A 21,121-nucleotide genomic window follows, 5' to 3' on the forward strand; every position below is an offset into this window, starting at 1 on the left:
CTCAGCGGATGAACTGGTCCACGAAGCCGGCGCCGAGCCCGATCGCGCCATAGTGCCGGCGGCACAGGTCGATCTTGGTGAACACGTCCTCATAGCCCATGACGGCGCCGTCCGGGTCCACATAGATCATGGCGCCGTTCACCTGGAACAAGGTGATCATCTCCTCCACGTGCGCGTCCACCACCAGCGTGTGGGTCTCGCCCGGCGCCTCGTAGACATAGCCGCCCTCCTGCGCCACCCAGTCGTGCTCCAGATAGCGCCAGGAGCCCTTGAGCACGTAGCCATGCACCGGCTGCGGGTGGCGATGGCGCGAGAGCACGCCGGACTTGCGCACCTTCAGCAGGTTCACCCAATAGCCGCGGCTGGCGCACAGGCACAGCGGCCGGAACCAGACGTTGGGCTGCTGCGGCACCCACACGCGCTCGTCCTCGGGAATGACGCTCGGGATGACGATCTCCGGCGGGCTCTCCTGCGGCTGGGGGTGCCGGTAGGGGGTGCGCGCCGCCTCGGCGCTCTCGGGGATCCTGGGGCGGTTTGAGGGGGCGGCGGCGGGCATGGCGTTTCCTCCGATCGGGGTCAGGCGGCGCGCGCCGGGGCGAGCGCGCTCAGCCCCTCCAGGCGCTCCATGGCGTCGACGATGTCGTCGCTTTCGAGCGCGCGCTCGAAATTGCGGGCGTGCGGCGCGGCGAGGGTGAGGCTTGCGATGGCCGCGAGCGTCTCGGCGCGCGGGGGGGCGATGCCGAAATCCTTCAGGCAGATGGGCAGGCCCACCTTGCGGTAGAAGGCGAACTGCTCGCGCATGAAGTCCTTGGAGCGCCGCTCCAGCAGGAACTGCACCAGAAGCGCATAGGCCACCTGGCAGCCGTGCAGCGCGGATGCGGTCTCCGGCACCGCGGTGAGGCCGCGCGTCATGGCGTGGGCGATGGACAGGCCGGCGCCCTCGAAGCCGAGGCCGGCGAGCAGGAAGCAGGCCTCCACCACCTTCTCGAACGCCTCGTCCGGCGCCTTGGCCCGGGCCGCGGCGAGAGCGTCCACCGCATGGGCGCGCAGCACCCGGTCGCACAGTTCGGCGAGCGCCGGCGCGGCGAGCGTGGCGCGCGCGCCGAACATGTTCGGTCCGTCCGCGCCGACGCACTGGGCGGCCTCGAAGCGCTTCACCAGCGCGTCGCCGATCCCCGACACGAGGAGTTCCGCCGGCGCCTCGGCGAGGATCTGCGTGTCCACCAGCACGATCTCGGGATTGCGGGCGAGCCGCTCCGCGCGCAGCAGCCGGTGGTCGTCGCCGTAGAGCACGAAGACGCGGCTCGTGGCGCCGTCCTGGGAGGCGGCGGTGGGCAGGGTCGCGAGCCGCACGCCGAGGGCGTGGGCCACCGCCTTGCCCATGTCGACGCCCTTGCCGCCGCCCGCCGCGAGCACGAGGTCGGGCGCGAAGCCGCGCGCCTCGCCGGCGAGGCGCCGGGCGGTGGCCTGCGTCACCGCGCCCTGGAAGCCGAGGACCGAGAAGGCAAGGCCTTTCGGCTCCAGCAGCGGGGCGATCCGCTGCTGGAGGGGCCCCGCCATCAGCGCGTCGGACACCAGGAGCACCCGGCGGGGCGGCGGCGACAGATGGGTGGCGAGCAGGTCGGAAAGCGTGGCGAGCGCGCCCGGCCCCTGCACGTAGAGGCTCGGCGCGCCGAAGACTTTGAGATGCCGCATGGGGATGCCTTCTCCCTTTCCTGGCGACGTCGGCGGCGTCAGGCGATGGAATAGCCGCCGTCGACCGGCAGTACCGCACCGGTCACGTAGCGCGCCACGGGGGAGGCGAGAAAGCCGACGACGCCGGCCACGTCGTCCGGCTCGCCCCAGCGGCCGAGCGGGATGCGCGCGGTGATGGCGGCATGGCGGGCGGGGTCGTTCATGGCGCCGGCCGACAGCCTGGTGCGGATCCAGCCCGGCGCCACCGCGTTCACCCGCACCCCGTCGCCGGCGAACGCCACCGCGAGCGAGCGCGTGAGCTGGACGATGGCGCCCTTGCTCGCGGCATAAGCGGGGTTGCGGCCCGAGCCGAAGAACGACCACATGGAGGCGAGGTTGACGACGCTCCCGCGCCTCAGCCGCAGGGCATCGCGCAGCGCCATGGTGACGTCCTGGGCGCCGCAGAGGTTGACGTCGATCACCCTGCGAAACCCGGCGGGGGAGAATTCCTCCATGTCGTGCAGGATGATGCCTGCCGCATTCACCAGCACGTCGACGCCCGGGAGCCGGGCGGCGAGATGGGCGATGGCGCCCTGGTCCGTGACGTCGAGCTCCTGGAAGACGAGCCGCGGATGCGCGGCCGTGGCTTCGCGGTCGCGCCCCAGCGCCACCACGGTGCATCCCTCGCGCAGGAAATGGAGCGCGCAGGCGAGCCCGAGCCCGGTCCCGCCCCCCGTTATCACCGCCACCCGACCACTTAAATCGATTAGCCCATCCATGGAAACCGCCACTCCCTCCCGCCATTCCCGCGCCTGCCCTTGGCGTGGCGCGGGGTGCGCCCTTTGTCGGTCCCGCCTGTGCGCGCGCCTGGCCCTCGGGGGATAAACGCGGCGGCGGGGACGGCGTCTTGACCAGATGTAGCATGAGGTCCGCCCGCGCGAACAGGCGCCGGCGGGCATCCTCGCCGGTTCGGCGGGCGGGCGGCGCGCCCGGGGCCGGATTGCGGAAGCGCAGAGGCCCGGATCTGCCGAGGCGATAGGCGATGCCGGCGCCGACGCCCCATCCGCCGGGCAGGCACCGGTGTCGTCCTGCCGGGGGCGCCGAGATGGTTCCGCGCGTGGCCGCGTGGGCGGTCCGCGCGGCCGGCACGAGGCCAAGCGGCCGCACGAAAATTTGTTGCCACGATAGCGGTTCGCGCGCGGCGCGGTCGCCGCGGCGGCACGGGGAAGGCTCGAGAGCACCAGCCGGCCTGTAAGCCGGGTTCTGTACGGCGGGCTTGCGCCCGCGCGGCGGCCATTCCTCTGGGACGCCGGTTGCCCGGCGCCTCTAGCAGTCAACCCGGACGACGCCCCGGAGGCGGGGCTGGTTTCCCGTGCCGTCCCTATTCGACTTTGCTCCCGGTGGGGTTTGCCGTGCCGCTTCCGTTGCCGGTCGCGCGGTGGGCTCTTACCCCACCGTTTCACCCTGGCCCGTGCATGCACGGGTGGTTTGATTTCTGTGGCACTTTCCCTGGGGTTGCCCCCGCCGGACGTTATCCGGCACCGTGTCTCCGTGGAGCCCGGACTTTCCTCGGCATCGAGATGCCGCGGCCGCCCGGCCGGCTGGTGTCGTGCAGCAATGGGGATCGCGGCCCGCCGCGTCAAGGCTGACGCGGCGACTCGTGGCGCCGACTGGGGATATCCTCCGGCGCGGGCGAGGATCCCGGCCCGGTCGCGGGCCGATCGCAGCGCCCTTTGCTCCCTTGCGACTTTGGTGTAACCCGCAGGCAGCCGCCCGGCCGACGCCGGCCCACCTTCCCCCTTGCGCCGGCGTTAAAAAAACGTACGATCGTTTCCAAGCCGGCCGAACCGGCACCGGAGGAGATCGCCGCGCCACGCTGCCCGCCCATCGCGGCGCGCGGCAGCGGGTCCAATCTTCTCGCAAACGGGGCGAGGACGCTCATGGCCATCATCGAGGATGCGGTCGACCGCCGCTCCGACACGTTCCGGCGCAACCGCGAAGCCCTCGAGGCGAGCGTCGCCGACCTGCGGGACAAGGTGGAGCACGCCGCCGAGGGCGGCGGACCGGTCGCCCGCGAGCGCCACTTGAAGCGCGGCAAGCTGCTGCCGCGCGACCGCATCCGCACCTTGCTGGACACCGGATCGCCGTTCCTGGAGCTGAGCCAGCTCGCCGCCTACGGCATGTATGACGACGAGGTGCCGGCGGCCGGCATCATCACCGGCCTCGGCCGGGTCTCCGGCCGCGAATGCGTGATCGTCGCCAACGACGCGACGGTGAAGGGCGGCACCTACTTCCCGATGACGGTGAAGAAGCACATCCGCGCCCAGACCATCGCCCTGAACAATCATCTGCCGTGCCTCTACCTCGTCGATTCCGGCGGCGCCAACCTGCCGAACCAGGACGAGGTGTTCCCGGACCGCGAGCATTTCGGCCGCATCTTCTTCAACCAGGCCACCATGTCGGCGCGCGGCATCCCCCAGGTGGCGGTGGTGATGGGCTCCTGCACCGCGGGCGGCGCCTATGTGCCGGCCATGGCGGACCAGTCCATCATGGTGAAGAACCAGGCCACCATCTTCCTCGGCGGGCCGCCTCTGGTGAAGGCGGCCACCGGCGAGGTGGTCACCGCCGAGGAGCTGGGCGGCGCGGAGGTCCACACCCGCATCTCCGGCGTCTCCGATCACATGGCGGAGAACGATTCCCACGCCCTCGGCATCGCCCGCTCGATCGTCGCCGACCTCAATTCCCGCAAGGCGCACTCCCTCGACATCCGCGAGCCGAGGGCGCCGCTCTACGACCCGAAGGAGATGTACGGCATCGTCTCGGCCGATCCCAAGCGGCCGTTCGACGTGCGCCAGATCATCGCCCGCATCGTCGACGGCTCGCAGTTCGACGAGTTCAAGCCGCTCTACGGCCAGACGCTGGTGACCGGGTTCGCGCGCATCTTCGGGTATCCGGTGGGCATCGTCGCCAACAACGGCATCTTGTTCTCCGAAAGCGCGCAGAAGGGCGCGCACTTCGTGGAACTGTGCTGCCAGCGCAACATCCCGCTGGTCTTCCTGCAGAACATCACCGGCTTCATGGTGGGCCGCAAATACGAAGCCGGCGGCATCGCCAAGGACGGGGCGAAGTTCGTCACCGCGGTGTCGTGCGCCAGCGTGCCGAAATTCACCGTGGTCATCGGCAATTCCTTCGGCGCCGGCAATTACGGCATGTGCGGGCGCGCCTTCGATCCGCGCTTTTTGTGGATGTGGCCCAATGCCCGCATCTCGGTGATGGGCGGCGAGCAGGCGGCGAACGTGCTGGCGCAGGTGCGCCGCGACGGCATCGAGGCCAAGGGCGGCGCCTGGCCGGCCGAGGAGGAGGAGGCGTTCAAGGCGCCGATCCGCCACCAGTACGAAGTGCAGGGGCACCCTTATTATTCCTCCGCCCGCCTGTGGGACGACGGCGTGATCGACCCCGCCGACACCCGCATGGTGCTGGCGCTGGCGCTGTCCGCCTCGCTCAATGCCCCCGAGAGGGAGACGCGCTTCGGCGTGTTCCGCATGTGAGGGCGACCCCGCTTCCTGCCGCGCACCGTGTTCCCCGGACAAGCGACGGCGCAGCCGGAGCGCCGAGCCGGAGTCGAGCGCAAGACTCCTGCGCAGCAGGCATTGCGTTCTGCCGTCGTGCCCACGAAGACCGCCTTCGGCGGCACTTCTGCGCTGGATCCCGGCTCTCCTGCCGCGCGGCTGCGCCGCGCGCCCGTCGGCCGGGACACGCCAGGCGTGAAAGGCTGACCCCATGAGCCTCCTCGCATCCGTGGAGGACGGCGTCGCCGTCCTCACCCTCGACCGGCCGCAGGTGCACAACGCCTTCGACGATGCGCTCGTCGCCGCGCTCACCCGCGCCTACGCGGCGGCGATCGCCGATCCTTCCGTCTACGCCATCGTGCTGCGGGCCAACGGCAAGAGCTTCTCCGCCGGCGCCGACCTCAACTGGATGAAGCGCATGGCGGGCTATTCCCGCCACGAGAATCTGGTCGACGCTTTGGCGCTCGGCACGCTGCTGCGCACCATCGACACCTGCCCCAAGCCGACGCTGGCGCGGGTCCAGGGCTCGGTGTTCGCCGGCGGCACCGGGCTGGTGGCCGCCTGCGACATCGTCGTGTGTGTGCCGGAGGCGGAATTCGCCGTCACCGAGGTGCGCCTCGGCCTGATCCCGGCGGTGATCAGCCCCTACCTCGTGCGGGCCCTCGGCGCGCGGCAGGCGCGGCGCTATTTCCTCACCGCCGAGCGGTTCTCGGCCGCGACCGCGCTGGCGCTCGGCCTGGTCCACGAACTGGTGCCGGCCGAGGAGCTGGACGCCGCGCTCGCGCGCCACCTGAAGGCGCTCAGGGCCAACAGCCCCGCCGCCATCGCCGCCACCAAGGACCTGATCGCCGCCGTGGACCGGCCGGTCGATCCGGCCGTGGTGCAGGACACCGCCCGGCGCATCGCCGACCAGCGCGCCAGCGCCGCGGGCAAAGAGGGCGTCGCCGCCTTCCTGGAAAAGCGCAAGCCCAATTGGGGGACGCCATGATGGGGAACGCCAGCAACCGGCCCATTCGCACCCTCCTGGTGGCGAACCGGGGCGAGATCGCCGTCCGCGTCATGCGCACCGCGAGGTCCATGGGGATCCGCACCATCGCGGTCTATTCCGAGGCCGATGCCCACGCGCTCCACGTGGCGGTGGCGGACGAGGCCTATCCCATCGGCCCCGCCCCGGCGCGCGAGAGCTATCTGAAGATCGACGCCATCCTGGACGCCGCGCGCAAGAGCGGGGCGGATGCCATCCATCCCGGCTACGGCTTCCTCTCGGAGAATGCCGATTTCGCCGAGGCGTGCGCCAGAGCGGGCATCGTCTTCGTCGGCCCGCCCGCTTCGGCGATCCGCGCCATGGGCTCGAAGAGCGCCGCCAAGGCGCTCATGGAGACCGCCGGCGTGCCGCTGGTGCCGGGCTATCACGGCGCCGACCAGGACGAGGCGCTGCTCGCCCGCGAGGCGGCGCGCATCGGCTTCCCGGTGCTCATCAAGGCCTCCGCCGGCGGCGGCGGCAAGGGCATGAAGGTGGTGGAGGGCGAAGCCGCGTTCCCTGAGGCCCTCGCCTCCGCCAAGCGCGAGGCGCAAAGCGCGTTCGGCGACGACCGGGTGCTGATCGAGAAGTATCTCACCCGGCCGCGCCACATCGAGGTGCAGGTGTTCGCCGACACGCACGGCAATGCGGTCTACCTCCACGAGCGCGACTGCTCGATCCAGCGCCGCCACCAGAAGGTGGTGGAGGAGGCGCCGGCCCCCGGCATGACGCCCGAGCGGCGCGCCGAGATGGGAAGCGCGGCGGTGGAGGCGGCCAAGGCCGTGGGCTATGTGGGCGCCGGCACGGTGGAGTTCATCGCCGAGGGCGACGGCTTCTATTTCATGGAGATGAACACCCGCCTGCAGGTGGAGCATCCGGTGACCGAGGCGATCACCGGCCAGGACCTCGTGGAGTGGCAGATCCGCGTCGCCGAGGGCGAGCCGCTGCCGCTCGCCCAGAGCGAGATCCCGCTCGAAGGCCACGCCATCGAGGTGCGCCTCTATGCGGAGGACCCGCAGAAGGACTTCCTGCCCCAGATCGGGCGGCTGGAGCATCTCGTCCTGCCGGTCGCCGCGCCCGGCGCGCGGGTCGACACGGGCGTGCGGGCCGGGGACGCGGTGTCCGTGCATTACGACCCGATGATCGCCAAGATCATCACCCGCGGCGCCGACCGCACCGAGGCCATCGCCCGGCTGGAGACGGCGCTCGCCATGACCGAGGTGGTGGGCCTTTCCACCAACCGCGCCTTCCTGAAGGCCATCGCCTCCCATCCGGCCTTCGCCGCGGCCGACCTCGACACCTCCTTCATCGCCCGCCACCAGGCCGATCTCCTGCCGCCGCCGGCGCCGGTGGACGACGCCGTGGTGGCGCTCGCCGCGCTGTTCGTGCTGAAGGAGGAGGCGCGCCAGTCCGCCGAGGCGGTGGATGCGGCCGACCCGTTCTCGCCCTGGGGCCGCGCGCCGGGCTGGCGGCTCAACCGCGACGCCCATGTGGACCTCACCTTCGCCGACCGGGAGCGGCGGATCGCCGTGCGGGCCCATTTCCGGCCCTCGGGCTTCGTGCTCGATCTGCCCGGCGGCCCCTTGACGGTGGAGGGCGAGGCGGACGCGGAGGGGGCGATCCGCGCCCGGCTCGACGGCGTCGCGCTGTCCGCCCGGGTGGTGCGCACCGGCGCCCATCTCATCGTGTTCGTGCGCGGCGGCGAGTTCGGCCTCGAATTCGTCGACCCGCGCCTCGCCTCCCAGGCCGCCACCGGCACCGCCGGCCGCCTGGTCGCGCCGATGCCGGGCACCATCATCCGCATCGCCGTCACCGAGGGCCAGGAGGTGGCCAAGGGCGCGCCGCTGGTGGTGGTGGAGGCCATGAAGATGGAGCACACGGTCGCCGCCCCCCGCGACGGCCGGGTGAAGGCGCTCAAGTTCGCGGTCGGCGACCTGGTGGACGAGGGCGCCGAGCTGCTGGTTCTGGAGGAGGTTTGATGGCCCGGCCGTCTTTCGTGCGCATCGTCGAGGTGGGCCCGCGCGACGGGCTCCAGAACGAGCCCGGCATCGTGCCGCTCGCCGCCAAGGTGGCGCTCGTCGAGGCGCTGGCCGACGCCGGCCTCAAGGTGATCGAGGCAGGCTCGTTCGTCTCGCCCAAATGGGTGCCGCAGATGGCCGACACCGCCCAGCTCCTGGCGGCGCTGAAGCGGCGGCCCGGCGTGCGCTACACCGTGCTCACCCCGAATCTCAAGGGGCTCGAGCAGGCGCTGGCGGCGCAGGCCGAGGAGGTGGCGGTGTTCGCCGCCGCCTCGGAGGCGTTCAGCGCGAAGAACATCAACTGCACCATCGCCGAGAGCCTGGAGCGGTTCGCGCCGGTGCTCGACATCGCACGCGCCAACGGCATCGCCGTGCGCGGCTATGTCAGCTGCGTGCTCGGCTGCCCCTATCAGGGCGAGGTGCCGGTCGCCAAGGTGGTGGAGGTGTCGCAGGCGCTGGTCGCCATGGGCTGCTACGAGGTCTCGCTCGGCGACACCATCGGGGTCGGCACGCCCGACAAGGCAAAGGCCATGGCGAAGGCGGTGGTGGACCAGATCGGCGCCGCGCGCACCGCGCTGCATTTCCACGACACCTACGGACAGGCGCTCGCCAACGTGCTCGCCTGCCTCGATCTCGGCATCGCCTCGGTGGATGCGGCGGTGTCCGGCCTCGGCGGCTGCCCCTATGCCAAGGGCGCCTCCGGCAATCTCGCCACCGAGGATCTCGTCTACATGCTGGACGGCCTCGGCATCGAGACCGGCGTCGATCTCGACCGGCTCGCCGCCGCCGGGCGCGCCATCACCGAGGCCCTGGGGCGCCCCTCGGCCTCCAAGACGGCGCGGGCGCTCGCGGCCAGGGCCGGCTAGCGGGCCCTCCCGCAGAGACACGCCGGTTCGCCGGGCGGACGGTCGTGCCCGCGGGCCGGTACCCCGTGCCGACGGGCATTGACGAACCCCCGCTTTCAGGATGGGATCACGGCACCGCTTCGTCAGGCCGGAATGAGGCGGTCGCGGTGAGCTGATGTCAGCAAGACGCCGCTCCCCGACCCGGCGCAGGCGCCGCGGGGGGCGGAACCAAAGCCGGCCGGTGGAGCGCCCATGCGCCTCGCGAAGACTGGCCTTTCGTCTCGCCGTCCGCGTGGCGGGTTCACTTGGCCCTTGCCGCTGCTCATCGCGATCGTGGTGGTGGCTTCCATGAGCGCGCTTGGGGCGCTGCTCATGTGGCAAGGCTGGCAGGTCGCCCGGACGGCGCTGCTTCAGTCGGCGCAGGAGAGCACCCTCGCCATGGGGCGGCTCATCGACGAGAAGGTGCGCCGGCTGATCGCGCCGGCCTCGGCGAGCCTGCGCTATCTCGCCAACGACCCGATCGTGAACGAGAGGGATCTCCAGGGGCGGCTCGCGCGGGTGGGCGCCTTCATCCAGATCCTCGAAGGCATCCCATTCCTGTCCGCGGCCTATGTGGGCTATGCGGATGGCGAGTTCATCCTCGCCCGGCCGCTGCGCACCGCCGCCGCGCGTGCCCAGCTCGATGCGCCGGATGGCGCGCTTTATCTCCTCCAAAGCGTGGAGCGCGGCGCCGACGGGCAGGTGGACACGGTCTGGCGCTTCCTCGGCGAGGACCGCGCCTTGTTGGCCACGCGCACGGTGGCGGGCAACACCTTCGATCCGCGCCAGCGGCCCTGGTACATCGACGCCGACCAGTCTCCGGGCGAAAACCTGACCGCTCCCTACATTTTCTTCACCACCCGGCAGATCGGCGTGTCGCTCAGCCTCGCCTCCCGCGACGGGGCGGCCGTGGCGGGCCTCGACGTGGACCTGTCCGACCTCGGCAACGAGCTGAAGGCCCTGCGCCTGACGCCCCATTCGGAGATCGCCATCGTCGGGGCCGACGGCAACGCTTACGCCTATACCGACCTTGAGCGCGCCTATCGCCGGGTCGGCGACGAGGTGCAGCTCGCCAAGCTGCGCGAACTCCAGGTTCCGGCCCTCACCGCGCTTGCGGAAAGTGGCGCCGGCGACAACCAGCCGGTGCGGCTGCCGGTGGGCGGTGATTCCTGGTTCGGCATCGCCATGCCGCTCGCGGCCTTCCCGGTGGGCCGCCTGCGGCTGCTCATGGCGACCCCCGACAGCGACCTCCTTGCCGGCGTCCGCGCCGGCCTCATGCGGCAGGCCTGGCTGACCGCGGGCCTCGCGGCGGCGCTGCTGGTCATCGGCTGGCTGGTCGGCCATCGCCTGGGGCGGGACCTCACCGATCTGGCGCGTGAGGCCCAGCGCCTGAGCCGCTTCGATTTCCGCAAGCCCCAGCTGCGCGGCTCCATGATCCGCGAGATCCGGCAGCTGGAGGACGTGCTGGGCGAGGTGTGCACGACGATCCAGAACTTCCTCGGCACCACCGAGACCATCGGCAACGAGCCCGCGCTCGACCGCATGCTGGCGACGGTGCTCCAGCAGACCGTGGAAGCGACCGGCTGCACCCAAGGCGCGGTCTATCTGCTGGACGCGCAGGGCGGCGGCCTCGACCTCGCAACGGTGGCGGCGCAAGGCGCCGCGGCCGTCGGCCGCCTCCCCGCGCACCTCGCGCTCGACAGCCTGTCGGCAGGGGGCGGCATGCTCGCCCGGCCCGCCGACGGGCAGGGCCAGCTGGTCCTGCCGCTGACCGACCGCCAGTCGGACACCCTCGGCCTGCTCGTCCTGGAGCATCCCCGCGATGTCCCGCACGGCGGCGCCGAGTTCCGCGCCTTCGCGGAGCGCCTGTCCGGGGCCCTGTCCTCCGCCATCGAGACGCGGCGGCTGATCGAGGCGCAGCGCAAGGTGCTCGACGGCTTCGTGCACCTGGTCGCCGACGCGGTCGACGCCAAGAGCCCTTATACCGGCGGGCACTGTCGCCGCGTGCCCGAACTGGCGACCATGATCGTCGACCGGATGACGCAGGAGCAAGAAGGTCCGTTCAAGGATTTCCGCCTGAACGCGGAGGAGCGGCACGCATTCCATCTGGGCGCCTGGCTGCACGATTGCGGCAAGGTCACGAGCCCAGAGCACGTGATCGACAAGGCCACCAAGCTGGAGGCCATCCACAACCGCATCCACGAGGTGCGCACGCGGTTCGAGGTGCTCTGGCGGGACGCGGAAATCGCCCACCGGGACCGCCTCGCCGCGGGGGCGGACCGTGCGCGCTCGCAGGCCGAGCTGGCCGCCGCCCAGGCGGCGCTGAGGGACGATTTCGCGTTCGTCGCCGCGAGCAATATCGGCGGCGAGTTCATGACCGACGAGGCGGTCGCCCGGATCAGGGCGATCGCCGGGCGCACCTATCTGCGCCACTTCGACGACCGGCTCGGGCTCTCGCGCGAGGAGGCGCGGCGGGTCGCCCACGTGCCGGCGGACACGCTGCCGGCGGTCGAGGCCCTGCTCTGCGACCGCGAGGCCGACATCATCCCCTGGTCCGGGCGCCGTCCGCCGGTGGAGACGGGCGATCCCGCGAACGTCTACGGCTTCGACATGGTGCTGCCGCCGCACCGGGAGAACCGCGGCGAGATCCACAATCTCTCGATCCGCCGGGGCACGCTGACGGACGAGGAGCGATTCCTGGTGAACGACCACGTGGTGCAGACCTACGCCATGTTGAGGAGCCTGCCCTGGCCGCGGCATCTGGCGCGGGTGCCGGAGATCGCCTCCACCCACCACGAGCGCATGGACGGGACGGGCTATCCGCGCCGGTTGAAGGGCGGTGCGCTCTCGGTCGAGGAGCGCGTGATGGCGCTCGCCGATGTATTCGAGGCGCTCACCGCCGCCGACCGTCCCTACAAACCGGCCAAGCGTCTCTCGGAGGCGCTGCGCATCATGGCCTTCATGTGCAAAGACGGCCATCTCGACCCGGCTGTGTTCGGCTATTTCCTGGAAAGCGGCATTTGGCAGACCTATGCCGAGCGCTTCCTGCGGCCGGATCAGCGCGACGGGATCGACATCGGCGCCCTGCGCGCCGTCGCCACCGCCGTCGCCGGCGCCGGCAGGGCGCCCGCGGCGTGAGCGCCCGCGCTCCGGCGCGCGTTTCCCGCGTCAAGGCCGCTGGAGCCGCAGCTGCCGGCACGGGCAGCGGAACCGTCCGGTCCCACAAGGTGGAAAGCGAATGGCCGGCGCCATGGAACCGGGCGGTGGTTCCATAGGCTCGGATCGCGCTTTAGGCTCGGCGGGAACCCCAAGGTGTCGGGAGGGCCGGATGGGCAGCGAGTTTGGGAAGCCGGTGAGTGAGGCGATCGCGCGGCGGGTCGAGGAGAGCTTCGCCCGCCAGGGCCTGATGGTCCATCTCGGCGCCGTGCTGCACGAGATCCGCCAGGGCCTCGTCGCCATCCGCATGCCGTTCCGGCCGGAGCTGTCGCAGCAGCACGGCTATTTCCACGCCGGCGCGACCTCCGCCATCGCCGATACCGCCGGCGGCTATGCCGGCTTCACGGTGTTTCCCGAGAACAGTTCGGTGCTGACGGTGGAGTTCAAGTTGAACCTGCTGAATCCCGCCCAGGGCGATTTCCTCGAGGCTGTGGGCCGGGTCGTCAAGTCGGGCCGGACGCTGACCATCTGCCAACTCGAGGTGTTTGCCCACCGGCCGGACGAGCGGGTGCCGGTGGCCATCGGCCAGCAGACGCTGATGTGCATGGCCGGCCGGCCGGATGTGCCGAGCGGCTAGGCCCCCGCCGCGGAGGTTTCTCGCCCCCCGGACGGGTCCCGCGCGTGGGGACGCTGGCGCGGGTGGCGCGCCGGGTCAGTTCCATCTCAGTTCAGATCATATACTGAATCTAAATTCAAACTTCTCGTTTTGTATTGACGAGCGCAAATAATCGTCTAAGTCAATTTGAGATGAAAACGGTGAATCTTGCGCATGAAGACCCCCGGACCGCCGACCCGCGCGCGCATCGTCGCCGCCGCCTCCAAGCTGTTCTACGCCGAGGGCATCCGTAGCGTCAGCGTCGACGCGGTGGCGGAGAAAGCCGGCGTCACCAAGCGCACGCTCTATTATCATTTTGCCAGCAAGGACGATCTCGTTGCCGCCTATCTGGCGATGCGCGACCAGCCCAATCTCGCTCTGTTCATGCGCTGGTTCGCCGAGACCGAGGGCGCGACCCCAGAGAAGGTGCGGGGCATCTTCCGCAGCCTCGCCAAGTCGGCGCGCCATCCCAAATGGAAGGGCTGCGGCTTCCTGCGCACCTCGGCGGAACTCGCCAACATGCCCGGCCATCCCGCCATCAGGATCGGCGCCGCCCACAAGAAGAGCTTCGAGGGCTGGCTGCGCGGCGTGTTCGAGGCGGACGGCTGCCGCGATGCCGCGACCCTCGCGCGGCAGATCCTGCTGCTGCTCGACGGCGCCTTTTCCGTCGAGCTGCTGCACCGCGACCCCTCTTACATGGAGACGGCGGGCGAGGCGGCGTTCGCCCTCGTGGCCGCCGCCCGCCCGGCCCCCTGACGCCTGCGGCCGGGGGCGCGTCATCCGGCGAATCCGGCGCCCGGCGGCAAAGCCGAGAACCGGATCAGGCAGCTGTCGGCGACCCCCGCCTGGCGGTGCACCATCGCTTCCCGGTAGAGCGGGCTGCGGAACATCTGGGCGAACGCCGCCGGGCTCGGATATTCGGCGATGAAGGCGATGTCCCACCGGGTGTCGGCCGGACCCACCAGCGCCTGCTCGAACCCGCCGCGCCAGACGATCCACCCGCCGAGCTCGTGCAGCACCGGCGCGCTGAGGCGGCTGTAGGCCGCATAGGACTCCCGTCCGCAGGCGGCCCGGCCGTCGCCATAGGCCGCCTGCGGACGCAGGCGGATGAGGTTGAGCATGTGCACCGGGCCGGGTCGGCCATCGGCGCGCAAGGCGGCGAACGCCTCCTTGGTGAAGCTGGTGTGGCCGGTCACCGCCTCACTCCGCCGCCACGGCGGTCCAGGAGCCGGGATAGACCGGCGTGCGCCGGCCGATCCAAGCGTCGAGGCCTTCCCTAAGGTCCTCGGTCGGCGCCATGCGGGCGAACTGCTCGGCCTCGATCAGCAGGCCCTCGGCGATCGGCAGGTTGATGCCGCGCGTGACCGCCGTGAGGATGGTCGCCACCGCCAAAGGCGAATGGACCAGGATGCGCTCCAGGAGGCGGCGCGCCGCGGGCATCAGGTCGGCATGGGGAACCACCGCGTTGACCAGCCCGAGCTCCAGCGCCCGCGCCGGCGAGAAGGCCTCGCCGGTGAGCAGCAGCTCCATGGCCCGTTTGCGCCCGGCGAGGCGCGGCAGGCGCTGGGTGCCGCCGAAGGTGGGCGGCATGGCGAGCCGGATCTCCGGCTTGGCGAACACCGCTTGCTCGCTCGCCACGGCGAGCGGCGCCGCCTCGGTGACCTCGCAGCCGCCGCCAAAGGCAAGGCCGTTGACCGCCACCACGATCGGCTTGCGGAACGCCTCGATGCGGGCGGTGAGACGCTGGCCGCGCGCCACGAAGTCCCGCAGCGCCGGGTCGGCGCCCAGCGCCACCGAGCGGGCGAATTGCGGGATGTCGCCGCCCGCCGAGAACGCCCGCTCGCCCGCCCCGGTGAGGATGATGCCGCGGACCGCGTCATCGCCCTCGATGGCGTCGAGATCGGCGAGCAGCGTGTCGATGGTCTCGTAATCGAGCGCGTTCAGCTTGCGCGGGCGATTGAGCGTGAGCGTCGCGATCGCGCCATGGGTTTCCTTGAGCACCGGCCGTGTCATCGGCACCTCCTCCTGAGGATCAGGCGGACAGGATGCGCGGGGCGCCGGCTCAGGTACACTGACTGTACGGTATACATGACGGCGCGCCGAAGCAGCCGCCGCCACGGTTTGCCGCGGCCCCGCAGCGGCGGGCCCGCTGGCGACGCGCGCGGCCTCAGGCCGCGCCGGCGGGCCGGGGGGCGTGGGGCCGGCCGCCGAGCGCGACGTGGATCATCATCAGCTCGCCGACATTTTCGGCCGTCAGCAGGCCGACGAGCCGGCCGGTGCCGTCGAGCACGCCCACGGCCGGAGCCTGCGTCTCGGTGAGGAGCTTCAGCGCCGTGTCGAGGGTGGCGCGCGCATCCACCGTGGGCACGTCCGGCTGCATCACCTCGATCACCGGGGTCTGCGGACCCTGGTCCTTCAAAGCGCGGATCATGGCGTCGCGGGTCAGCACGCCGCGCAGGCGCCCGCTGCCATCCACCACCGGGAACTCCTTCTGGGTCGAGCGGATCAGCGCCTCGGCCGCGTCGTCCACCGTGGACTGGGGGCCGAGGGTCTCGAAATGGGTGATCATCGCGTCCTGGACCAGATGGCCGCGCGAAGCCTCCTTGAGCTGCACCTGCCCGGCCTCGCCCGAGGCGGCGAGGAACACGAACACGGCGATCACGATCAGCATGGGATTGCCGAAGATGCCGAGCAGGCCGAGGGCGATGGCGAGGCCCTGGCCGATCGTGGCGGCGAGCGCGGTGGCCCGCGAAAAGCCCATGTTCATGGCGAGCACGGCGCGCAGCACCCGCCCGCCGTCCATGGGGAAGGCCGGGATCAGGTTGAACACCACGAGGAAGATGTTGGCCCCCGCGACCTTGGCGAGCAGCGAGGTGCCGGGGTCCTCGATCTTGGCGAGGTCGTCCACGTTCAGACTGCCACCCAGCACAAGCAGCAAGACCAGCGCGATCAGCACGTTCACCGCCGGACCGGCGAGCGCCACCACCAGTTCCTCGGACGGCTTCTCGGGGATGCGCTCGAGATTGGCGATGCCGCCGAACGGCCAGAGCGTGATGTCCGGCGTCTTCACGCCGTAGTGGCGCGCCGCGACCACATGGCCGAGCTCGTGCAGCAGCACGCACAGGAACAGGAGCGCGACGAAGATCACCCCCTCCCACGCCGCCTGCGACCCGCCGAGGCGGTAATAAGCGGCCCAGATCCACACCAGGAACAGAAGGAAGGTGACGTGGATCCTGATGGCGGTCTCGCCGAACCGGCCGATGGTGAGGGACCAGGGCATGGACGTCTCCCGTTGGGCTCGCCCCCACTCATAAAGGTTCGAGGCCGGCGCGCAACGCACCTTGCCGCACCGCCGCGGCACCTTTGCGGCCGCACGCTTCCTTGCACCGCACGCGCCGATATTATATGGTTAGCTTATTATATGGTCTACTTGCTATGAATGAACCTCCCCTCGGCTTTCTCCTCGTGGATGCGGCGCGGCTTTATCGCGCGCGGATCGACAGCGCCTTCGAGCAGTCCGGGGTCGGGCTGACCGCGGGCGAGGCCCGCACCCTGGCTTATGTCAATCTCTATCCCGCCCACCGCCAGTCCGCCTTGGCGGTGAAGATGAATGTGGAGCCCATGACGCTGGTGGGCTTCCTCGACCGTCTGGAGGCGCTCGGCCTGGTGGCGCGGGAGACCGATCCGGCCGACCGCCGCGCCAAGATCGTCCGTCTTACGGCGGCCGCCGCCCCCGATCTGGAGCGCATCACCGCGGCCGCGGCCGCGGCGCGGCAGGAGGCGCTGGCGGGCTTCAGCGACGAGGAGCAGGCCGCGTTCCGCAGTCTCCTGGCGCGGGTGCGCGCCAATCTGGCGCGCTGCAAGGAGGCCCCGTGAGCAAGCTGGATCCCCTGACCATGACGACCTCCGGTTCCGGCACGCCGCGCGGTCCGCTGATGTCGGAGGCGCGCGTCGCCGTGGTGGGCGGGCTCATGGTCACCATCGGCCCGGTGAGCCTCACCATGTACACGCCGGCCATGCCGCAGCTGGTGGCTGCGTTCGCGACCGACATCTCGACGGTGAAGCTCACCATCACCGTGTTCTTCCTCGGCTTCGCCGTGTCGCAGCTGATCTGCGGCCCGCTCTCCGACGCCTACGGGCGGCGGCCGGTGGCGCTCTCCTTCTTCGGCGTCTATCTGGTGGGCGCCTGCGTCGCCATGCTGGCGCAGGACATGAGCTGGCTGCTGGCCGGGCGGGCGCTGCAAGGTGTGGGCTGCGCCGCCGGCATCGCCATCTCCCGCGCCATCGTGCGCGACCAGTTCACGGGCCAGGCCTCGGCGCGGGTGATGAACCATATCGGCACCATGCTCGCCATCGGCCCGGCGCTCTCGCCCACCATCGGCGGCCTGCTGCTCGCCGTGGCGAGCTGGCATGTGCTGTTCATCGCCATGTCGGTATTCGGCGTGCTGCTCATGGGCCTCATAGTGCTCGGCGTGCCGGAGACCAACCGCTACCCCGACCGCGCCTTGGCGGAGCCGCGGCGCATCCTGAAGAGCTATGGCGAGCTGCTGCGCAGCCGCGTGTTCCTGCGGGCGAGCCTGGTGCTCGCCTTCGCGCTCGGCGGGGTGTACACGCTCGCGACCTTGGTGCCCTTCATCCTGATCGACAAGGTGGGCCTCAGCCCGACCCAGTTCGGTCTGGCGATGATGATCCAGAGCGGCTCCTTCATCGTCGGCACCCTGGTGGCCGGGCGCCTGCTGAAGCGCACCAACGCGCTCAAGCTGGTGCCGGTCGGCCTCGCCCTCGCCATGCTGGGCGCCACCGGGCTCAGCATCGGCCCGCAGGTCCTGCCCTTGACCACGGCCACCATCATGGTGCCGATCGGCTTCTGGACCTTCGGCATCGCCTTCATCGTGCCGGGCTGCACCACGACCGCGCTCGCCGGCTTCGCCCACATGGCCGGAGCAGCCTCGGCGCTCATGGGCTTCCTGCAGATCGGCGGCGGCTCCTTCGGCTCGGCGCTCTCGGTGCTGTTTCCCACGCCGCTCGCGGCGCTGGCGAGCCTGCTGCCCGCCATGGTGGCCTCGGCCATCGCCACACACGTGCTGCTGCGTCCGCCGGCCGGCGCGCGCGCCGGCGCGCCGGAGCCCCTGGTGGAGGCGACGGACCTCGAGCTTGCCGCCGATCCGCTGGGCGTGATCGGTGCCGCGGGCGACGAGATCGAGGCCGAGACGTACACCCGCCGGCGCTAAGGCGGGGCAGGGTCCCGCCCTCATCCGCCGCCGCTGCGAGCGGCCGCCGCGGCGGCCGCCTGGTTTGCCTTCAGCGGCCAACGCGGCGCGGGCCATGACCTCGCCCATTGACCTTGGGGCCGGTGCGTGGCCAATCTCCCGGCAACGGCTGGGAGAGGGACACCATGAAATTCTGGAAAAGCTCCGGGTGCGTGCTTGCGCTCGTCCTGGCGGCGTTCGCCGGCGCCGGATCGGCCCGCGCGCAGACGGTGAGCTACGCCGAGGCGGCGGGCCTCTTGGCCCAGCATTGCGGCGAGGACATCATGAGGCTCTGCCGCGGGCTCAATCTCGGCAATGGCGCGATCCACCAGTGCCTCGCGGGCAATGCCGCCCGCCTGTCGCCCGCCTGCGGCGCCAACCACGAGGCGATCCGGCAGATGACCGAGGCGCGGGCCGCCGCGCAGGCCCAGGTCTTCAAGATTTGCGATCGGGACCGCGCCGAGTTCTGTCCCGGCATCGTGCCCGGCGACGGCAACGTCGTTTCCTGCCTCCTGGAGGCGTCCAAGGTGGTCAGCCAGGCCTGCACCGGCGCCATCGTGAATGCGGGATATCGCTGATGCGTGCGCTTGCCTCGATCCTCGCTTCGACCCTTGCTCTCGCCGCCGCCCTTGCCGCGGCGCCGGCCGGCGCGCAGCAGTTCACCCCCAATGGGCAGATCGTCGAGGGCCTTCAGGGCACGCTCGCCGACGCCCCGCAGGTGAGTGCGGAGGCGCTGCGCGGCCTCGCCATCGCCCACATGCAGTATTCCGGGCCGCCCGAGAGCCGCCCGCCGTTGGCGATCCAGCTGGACCAGCTGGCCCAGATCAACGTGGAGATCGAGTTCGATCTCAATTCGGCGATGGTGAAGCCCGCCTCGTACCGCACGCTCGGCTCCATCGCCGACGCCATGCACAACCCGGTGCTGCTCGGCTACAAGTTCCTGGTGGTCGGCAACACCGACGCCACCGGCACCCGCGAATACAACATGAAGCTCTCCCAGGAGCGCGCGGACGCCGTGGTCGCGGCGCTCTCCACCACCTTCCGCGTGGATCCGCGGCGGCTCGAGGCGGTGGGCCTCGGCCAGGAGAACCTCCAGGACAGGCGGAACCCGAATGCGGCCATCAACCGCCGGGTGCAGATCTTCAATATCGGGCGTGCCGGCGTCCTGACCCCGCAATAGCCGCCTGCCGTGCCGGACGGCACGCGGCGGACATCAGCCTCAGGCCGGCGCGAGCGGATGCGATCCGCCGTGCCCGGGGACTGATCTGGGAACATGGGGAAAGGGTGCAGCCTTCGCGCGCCGCGCCCGCGGCGCGGCCGGGGCCTGTGGCGCTGGCGTGCTGCCGGCGGCCTTGCCGGCGCGCGGCCGCCGGGACGCGGACTGAGAAGCCCGCATCCTGACGGGCCGGACCTGGGCCTGAGATCAGGCCTTGCCGGACTTCGCGGGAGCCTTCGCCACCGCCTTCGGAGCGGCCGGCTTGGCCGGCGCCTTGGCGGCGGCCTTGGCCTTGGCCGGAGCCTTGGGAGCGGCAGCCTTTGCCGGAGCCTTGGCGGCCACGGTCTTGGCGGCCACGGTCTTGGCGGGCGCGCTCTTGGCCGCGGCGGGCTTGGCAGTGGCGGGCTTGGCCGCAGCGGGCTTGGCGGGTGCAGCCTTGGCGGCGACCGGCTTTGCCGCAGCCTTGGCGGCCTTCGCGGGGGCGGCGGCCTTCGGGGCAGCGGTCTTGGCGGCGGCGGCCTTGGGCGCCATCTCCGCCTTGGCGGGCGCCTTCGGCTTTGCGGCCGGCTTGGAGGCGGCCTTTGCGGCCGGCTTGGCAGCGGTCTTCGCCGGCGCCTTGGCCGGCGCCTTGGCGGCCTTCGGCTTGTCCGCCGCCTGGGTGAGGCACGAGGCCGCGAGCTTCTTGATCTCCTCGTGCGTGATGCCGGCCGGGTCCCGCAGCGCCTTCGCAGCGATCTTGCTCACCTCGGCGCCGGTCGTTTCGGTCTTCGCCATACTTGCCTCCAAAATCAGCCAACCGGCGAAGAATCAATCACCGCAACGCGATGCCCGCCAGCGTCACATAAATCTCCCGGAATAACTTCGAAATGGTTAACGCGTGAAATCGCCTTTTCACGCAATTGTTTGCTACCATGTGCGCGGCGTCCGGGGCTGGCCCCGGGCCGCTTTTGCGACCTTCGTGTCGTGAAATCATCGGCAAGATGTGCCAGGGGGCCGTCCAGGAAGGCACCGCACCGCGGGGCATTTCGACATGGAGCGTCCTGTCATCTTGGCGTCGGGGCTTCGTCCTAGCGTCGCGCCATCGCGATTCGGGCGAAGGGGGCGCCCGGCGGCCAGGCAGGAGGCTCCATGACGCTCACCGGACGTCCGTCCATCCTCTTCGTATGTCGGGACAATTCCGGCCTCAGCCTGATGGCCGAGGCGATCGCCATCGCCGCCCACTCCCATGTGCGCGCCTTCAGCGCCGCCGTCGCCGAGACCGCCCCGGTGGACATCGCCGCCGTCGAGTGCCTGCATTACGCCCGCATCCCGGCCGACGGCCTGTCATCGAAGCCGGTGGAGCTGTTCGGCTTCTCTGGCGCGCCGCGGGTCGACGTCGTGGTGGCCATGGTGGACGAGGCCCACCAGGCGCTGGGGCGCCTCGCCTGGCACCAGATCGCCCGCATGGAGCGCTGGACCTTCGACGACGTGTCGTGTCTGCGCGACGTGAACCAGCGCCGGATCAGCTATCGCCGGCTGCTGCCGCGCCTCAAGGCCGCGGTGCGCGCCGTGGTGGATCGCGCCGCCGCCCTTCCGGTGGCCGCCTGAGGCCAGGGCGCAGGGCAGATCGGCTCCCGCTCGTCGGGCAACTGCCTCTGATGCCCGCGGCAGAGGTCGGAGGGCTGCACGGGAGGCCTCCG

Annotated in this window: 19 protein-coding genes and 1 other RNA gene; 12 read left to right on the top strand and 8 right to left on the bottom strand. The window is 71.1% G+C overall.

From position 1 onward, the window contains the following. Position 1 precedes the first annotated feature (1 nt). From ABLE88_RS11505 to rnpB, 4 genes are all read right to left on the bottom strand, one after another. Positions 2 to 556, bottom strand: a complete 555-nt coding sequence (locus tag ABLE88_RS11505) for a 2,4'-dihydroxyacetophenone dioxygenase family protein (protein WP_348831824.1) — start codon at positions 554 to 556, stop codon at positions 2 to 4. A 20-nt stretch (positions 557 to 576) separates the two neighbouring features. Then, on the bottom strand, positions 577 to 1,695 hold the full coding sequence (locus ABLE88_RS11510) for a glycerol dehydrogenase (RefSeq protein WP_348831825.1): 1,119 nt from the start codon (positions 1,693 to 1,695) through the stop codon (positions 577 to 579). Between the two features lie 38 nt (positions 1,696 to 1,733). Then, the gene (locus ABLE88_RS11515) at positions 1,734 to 2,453 is read right to left on the bottom strand and encodes an SDR family NAD(P)-dependent oxidoreductase (RefSeq protein ID WP_348831826.1); all 720 of its coding nucleotides are present in this window, start codon (positions 2,451 to 2,453) and stop codon (positions 1,734 to 1,736) included. Between the two features lie 457 nt (positions 2,454 to 2,910). Further along, positions 2,911 to 3,279, bottom strand: an RNA gene (gene rnpB / locus ABLE88_RS11520) — RNase P RNA component class A. Between the two features lie 335 nt (positions 3,280 to 3,614). Between rnpB and ABLE88_RS11525 the strand changes: the two genes are divergently transcribed. From ABLE88_RS11525 to ABLE88_RS11555, 7 genes are all read left to right on the top strand, one after another. Beyond that, positions 3,615 to 5,222 (top strand): carboxyl transferase domain-containing protein, encoded by a 1,608-nt coding sequence (locus ABLE88_RS11525; RefSeq protein ID WP_348831827.1) that lies wholly within the window; start codon positions 3,615 to 3,617, stop codon positions 5,220 to 5,222. 232 nt (positions 5,223 to 5,454) lie between these two features. Further along, complete coding sequence (locus ABLE88_RS11530; protein ID WP_348831828.1) at positions 5,455 to 6,231, top strand: enoyl-CoA hydratase/isomerase family protein; 777 nt, start codon at positions 5,455 to 5,457, stop codon at positions 6,229 to 6,231. Beyond that, entirely contained in the window at positions 6,228 to 8,243 is a 2,016-nt protein-coding gene (locus ABLE88_RS11535; protein WP_348831829.1) for an acetyl/propionyl/methylcrotonyl-CoA carboxylase subunit alpha, read from the top strand. Before ABLE88_RS11530 ends, ABLE88_RS11535 begins: the two co-directional genes overlap by 4 nt. Next, complete coding sequence (locus ABLE88_RS11540) at positions 8,243 to 9,148, top strand: hydroxymethylglutaryl-CoA lyase (protein ID WP_348831830.1); 906 nt, start codon at positions 8,243 to 8,245, stop codon at positions 9,146 to 9,148. Before ABLE88_RS11535 ends, ABLE88_RS11540 begins: the two co-directional genes overlap by 1 nt. Positions 9,149 to 9,439: 291 nt before the next feature. Continuing rightward, positions 9,440 to 12,304, top strand: coding sequence for an HD domain-containing phosphohydrolase (locus ABLE88_RS11545; protein ID WP_348831831.1), 2,865 nt, complete (start codon positions 9,440 to 9,442; stop codon positions 12,302 to 12,304). Positions 12,305 to 12,518: 214 nt separating this feature from the next. Beyond that, positions 12,519 to 12,959, top strand: a complete 441-nt coding sequence (locus tag ABLE88_RS11550) for a PaaI family thioesterase (RefSeq protein ID WP_348831832.1) — start codon at positions 12,519 to 12,521, stop codon at positions 12,957 to 12,959. Between the two features lie 192 nt (positions 12,960 to 13,151). Continuing rightward, positions 13,152 to 13,733, top strand: a complete 582-nt coding sequence (locus ABLE88_RS11555) for a TetR/AcrR family transcriptional regulator (protein ID WP_348831833.1) — start codon at positions 13,152 to 13,154, stop codon at positions 13,731 to 13,733. Positions 13,734 to 13,753: 20 nt separating this feature from the next. Here the strand turns inward: ABLE88_RS11555 and ABLE88_RS11560 are convergent, their stop codons facing one another. The 3 genes from ABLE88_RS11560 to ABLE88_RS11570 form a co-directional block, all read right to left on the bottom strand. Further along, entirely contained in the window at positions 13,754 to 14,173 is a 420-nt protein-coding gene (locus ABLE88_RS11560; protein ID WP_348831834.1) for a DUF1330 domain-containing protein, read from the bottom strand. Between the two features lie 4 nt (positions 14,174 to 14,177). Beyond that, positions 14,178 to 14,990 carry a crotonase/enoyl-CoA hydratase family protein gene (locus tag ABLE88_RS11565; RefSeq protein WP_348831835.1) on the bottom strand — a complete coding sequence of 271 codons (813 nt, stop codon included), beginning with the start codon at positions 14,988 to 14,990 and terminating at the stop codon, positions 14,178 to 14,180. Between the two features lie 154 nt (positions 14,991 to 15,144). Beyond that, entirely contained in the window at positions 15,145 to 16,257 is a 1,113-nt protein-coding gene (locus tag ABLE88_RS11570; RefSeq protein ID WP_348831836.1) for a site-2 protease family protein, read from the bottom strand. Positions 16,258 to 16,412: 155 nt separating this feature from the next. Between ABLE88_RS11570 and ABLE88_RS11575 the strand changes: the two genes are divergently transcribed. The 4 genes from ABLE88_RS11575 (at position 16,413) to ABLE88_RS11590 (ending at position 19,406) form a co-directional block, all read left to right on the top strand. Then, positions 16,413 to 16,853, top strand: coding sequence for a MarR family winged helix-turn-helix transcriptional regulator (locus ABLE88_RS11575; protein ID WP_348831837.1), 441 nt, complete (start codon positions 16,413 to 16,415; stop codon positions 16,851 to 16,853). Further along, positions 16,850 to 18,208 carry a multidrug effflux MFS transporter gene (locus ABLE88_RS11580; protein WP_348831838.1) on the top strand — a complete coding sequence of 453 codons (1,359 nt, stop codon included), beginning with the start codon at positions 16,850 to 16,852 and terminating at the stop codon, positions 18,206 to 18,208. Before ABLE88_RS11575 ends, ABLE88_RS11580 begins: the two co-directional genes overlap by 4 nt. A gap of 164 nt (positions 18,209 to 18,372) precedes the next feature. Continuing rightward, the gene (locus ABLE88_RS11585) at positions 18,373 to 18,804 is read left to right on the top strand and encodes a cysteine rich repeat-containing protein (protein ID WP_348831839.1); all 432 of its coding nucleotides are present in this window, start codon (positions 18,373 to 18,375) and stop codon (positions 18,802 to 18,804) included. After that, the gene (locus tag ABLE88_RS11590) at positions 18,804 to 19,406 is read left to right on the top strand and encodes an OmpA family protein (protein WP_348831840.1); all 603 of its coding nucleotides are present in this window, start codon (positions 18,804 to 18,806) and stop codon (positions 19,404 to 19,406) included. The genes ABLE88_RS11585 and ABLE88_RS11590 overlap by 1 nt, the downstream gene beginning before the upstream one ends. Positions 19,407 to 19,649: 243 nt before the next feature. Here ABLE88_RS11590 and ABLE88_RS11595 read toward each other — a convergent pair whose 3' ends face one another. Continuing rightward, positions 19,650 to 20,216, bottom strand: a complete 567-nt coding sequence (locus tag ABLE88_RS11595; protein ID WP_348831841.1) for a hypothetical protein — start codon at positions 20,214 to 20,216, stop codon at positions 19,650 to 19,652. Positions 20,217 to 20,570: 354 nt separating this feature from the next. Between ABLE88_RS11595 and ABLE88_RS11600 the strand changes: the two genes are divergently transcribed. Then, complete coding sequence (locus ABLE88_RS11600) at positions 20,571 to 21,029, top strand: arsenate-mycothiol transferase ArsC (protein WP_348831842.1); 459 nt, start codon at positions 20,571 to 20,573, stop codon at positions 21,027 to 21,029. Positions 21,030 to 21,121 lie beyond the last annotated feature (92 nt).

Source organism: Xanthobacter luteus, assembly GCF_040049235.1.
Taxonomy (GTDB): domain Bacteria; phylum Pseudomonadota; class Alphaproteobacteria; order Rhizobiales; family Xanthobacteraceae; genus Xanthobacter.

Excerpts from the sequence above, each read along its gene's own strand:
- ABLE88_RS11515 (WP_348831826.1), bottom strand. The coding sequence starts at position 2,453 with ATGGATGGGCTAATCGATTTAAGTGGTCGGGTGGCGGTGATAACGGGG.
- ABLE88_RS11590 (WP_348831840.1), top strand. The coding sequence starts at position 18,804 with ATGCGTGCGCTTGCCTCGATCCTCGCTTCGACCCTTGCTCTCGCCGCC.
- ABLE88_RS11525 (WP_348831827.1), top strand. The coding sequence starts at position 3,615 with ATGGCCATCATCGAGGATGCGGTCGACCGCCGCTCCGACACGTTCCGG.
- ABLE88_RS11505 (WP_348831824.1), bottom strand. The coding sequence starts at position 556 with ATGCCCGCCGCCGCCCCCTCAAACCGCCCCAGGATCCCCGAGAGCGCC.
- ABLE88_RS11585 (WP_348831839.1), top strand. The coding sequence starts at position 18,373 with ATGAAATTCTGGAAAAGCTCCGGGTGCGTGCTTGCGCTCGTCCTGGCG.
- ABLE88_RS11565 (WP_348831835.1), bottom strand. The coding sequence starts at position 14,990 with ATGACACGGCCGGTGCTCAAGGAAACCCATGGCGCGATCGCGACGCTC.
- ABLE88_RS11600 (WP_348831842.1), top strand. The coding sequence starts at position 20,571 with ATGACGCTCACCGGACGTCCGTCCATCCTCTTCGTATGTCGGGACAAT.
- ABLE88_RS11555 (WP_348831833.1), top strand. The coding sequence starts at position 13,152 with ATGAAGACCCCCGGACCGCCGACCCGCGCGCGCATCGTCGCCGCCGCC.
- ABLE88_RS11570 (WP_348831836.1), bottom strand. The coding sequence starts at position 16,257 with ATGCCCTGGTCCCTCACCATCGGCCGGTTCGGCGAGACCGCCATCAGG.
- ABLE88_RS11540 (WP_348831830.1), top strand. The coding sequence starts at position 8,243 with ATGGCCCGGCCGTCTTTCGTGCGCATCGTCGAGGTGGGCCCGCGCGAC.
- ABLE88_RS11595 (WP_348831841.1), bottom strand. The coding sequence starts at position 20,216 with ATGGCGAAGACCGAAACGACCGGCGCCGAGGTGAGCAAGATCGCTGCG.
- ABLE88_RS11530 (WP_348831828.1), top strand. The coding sequence starts at position 5,455 with ATGAGCCTCCTCGCATCCGTGGAGGACGGCGTCGCCGTCCTCACCCTC.
- ABLE88_RS11575 (WP_348831837.1), top strand. The coding sequence starts at position 16,413 with ATGAATGAACCTCCCCTCGGCTTTCTCCTCGTGGATGCGGCGCGGCTT.
- ABLE88_RS11535 (WP_348831829.1), top strand. The coding sequence starts at position 6,228 with ATGATGGGGAACGCCAGCAACCGGCCCATTCGCACCCTCCTGGTGGCG.
- ABLE88_RS11510 (WP_348831825.1), bottom strand. The coding sequence starts at position 1,695 with ATGCGGCATCTCAAAGTCTTCGGCGCGCCGAGCCTCTACGTGCAGGGG.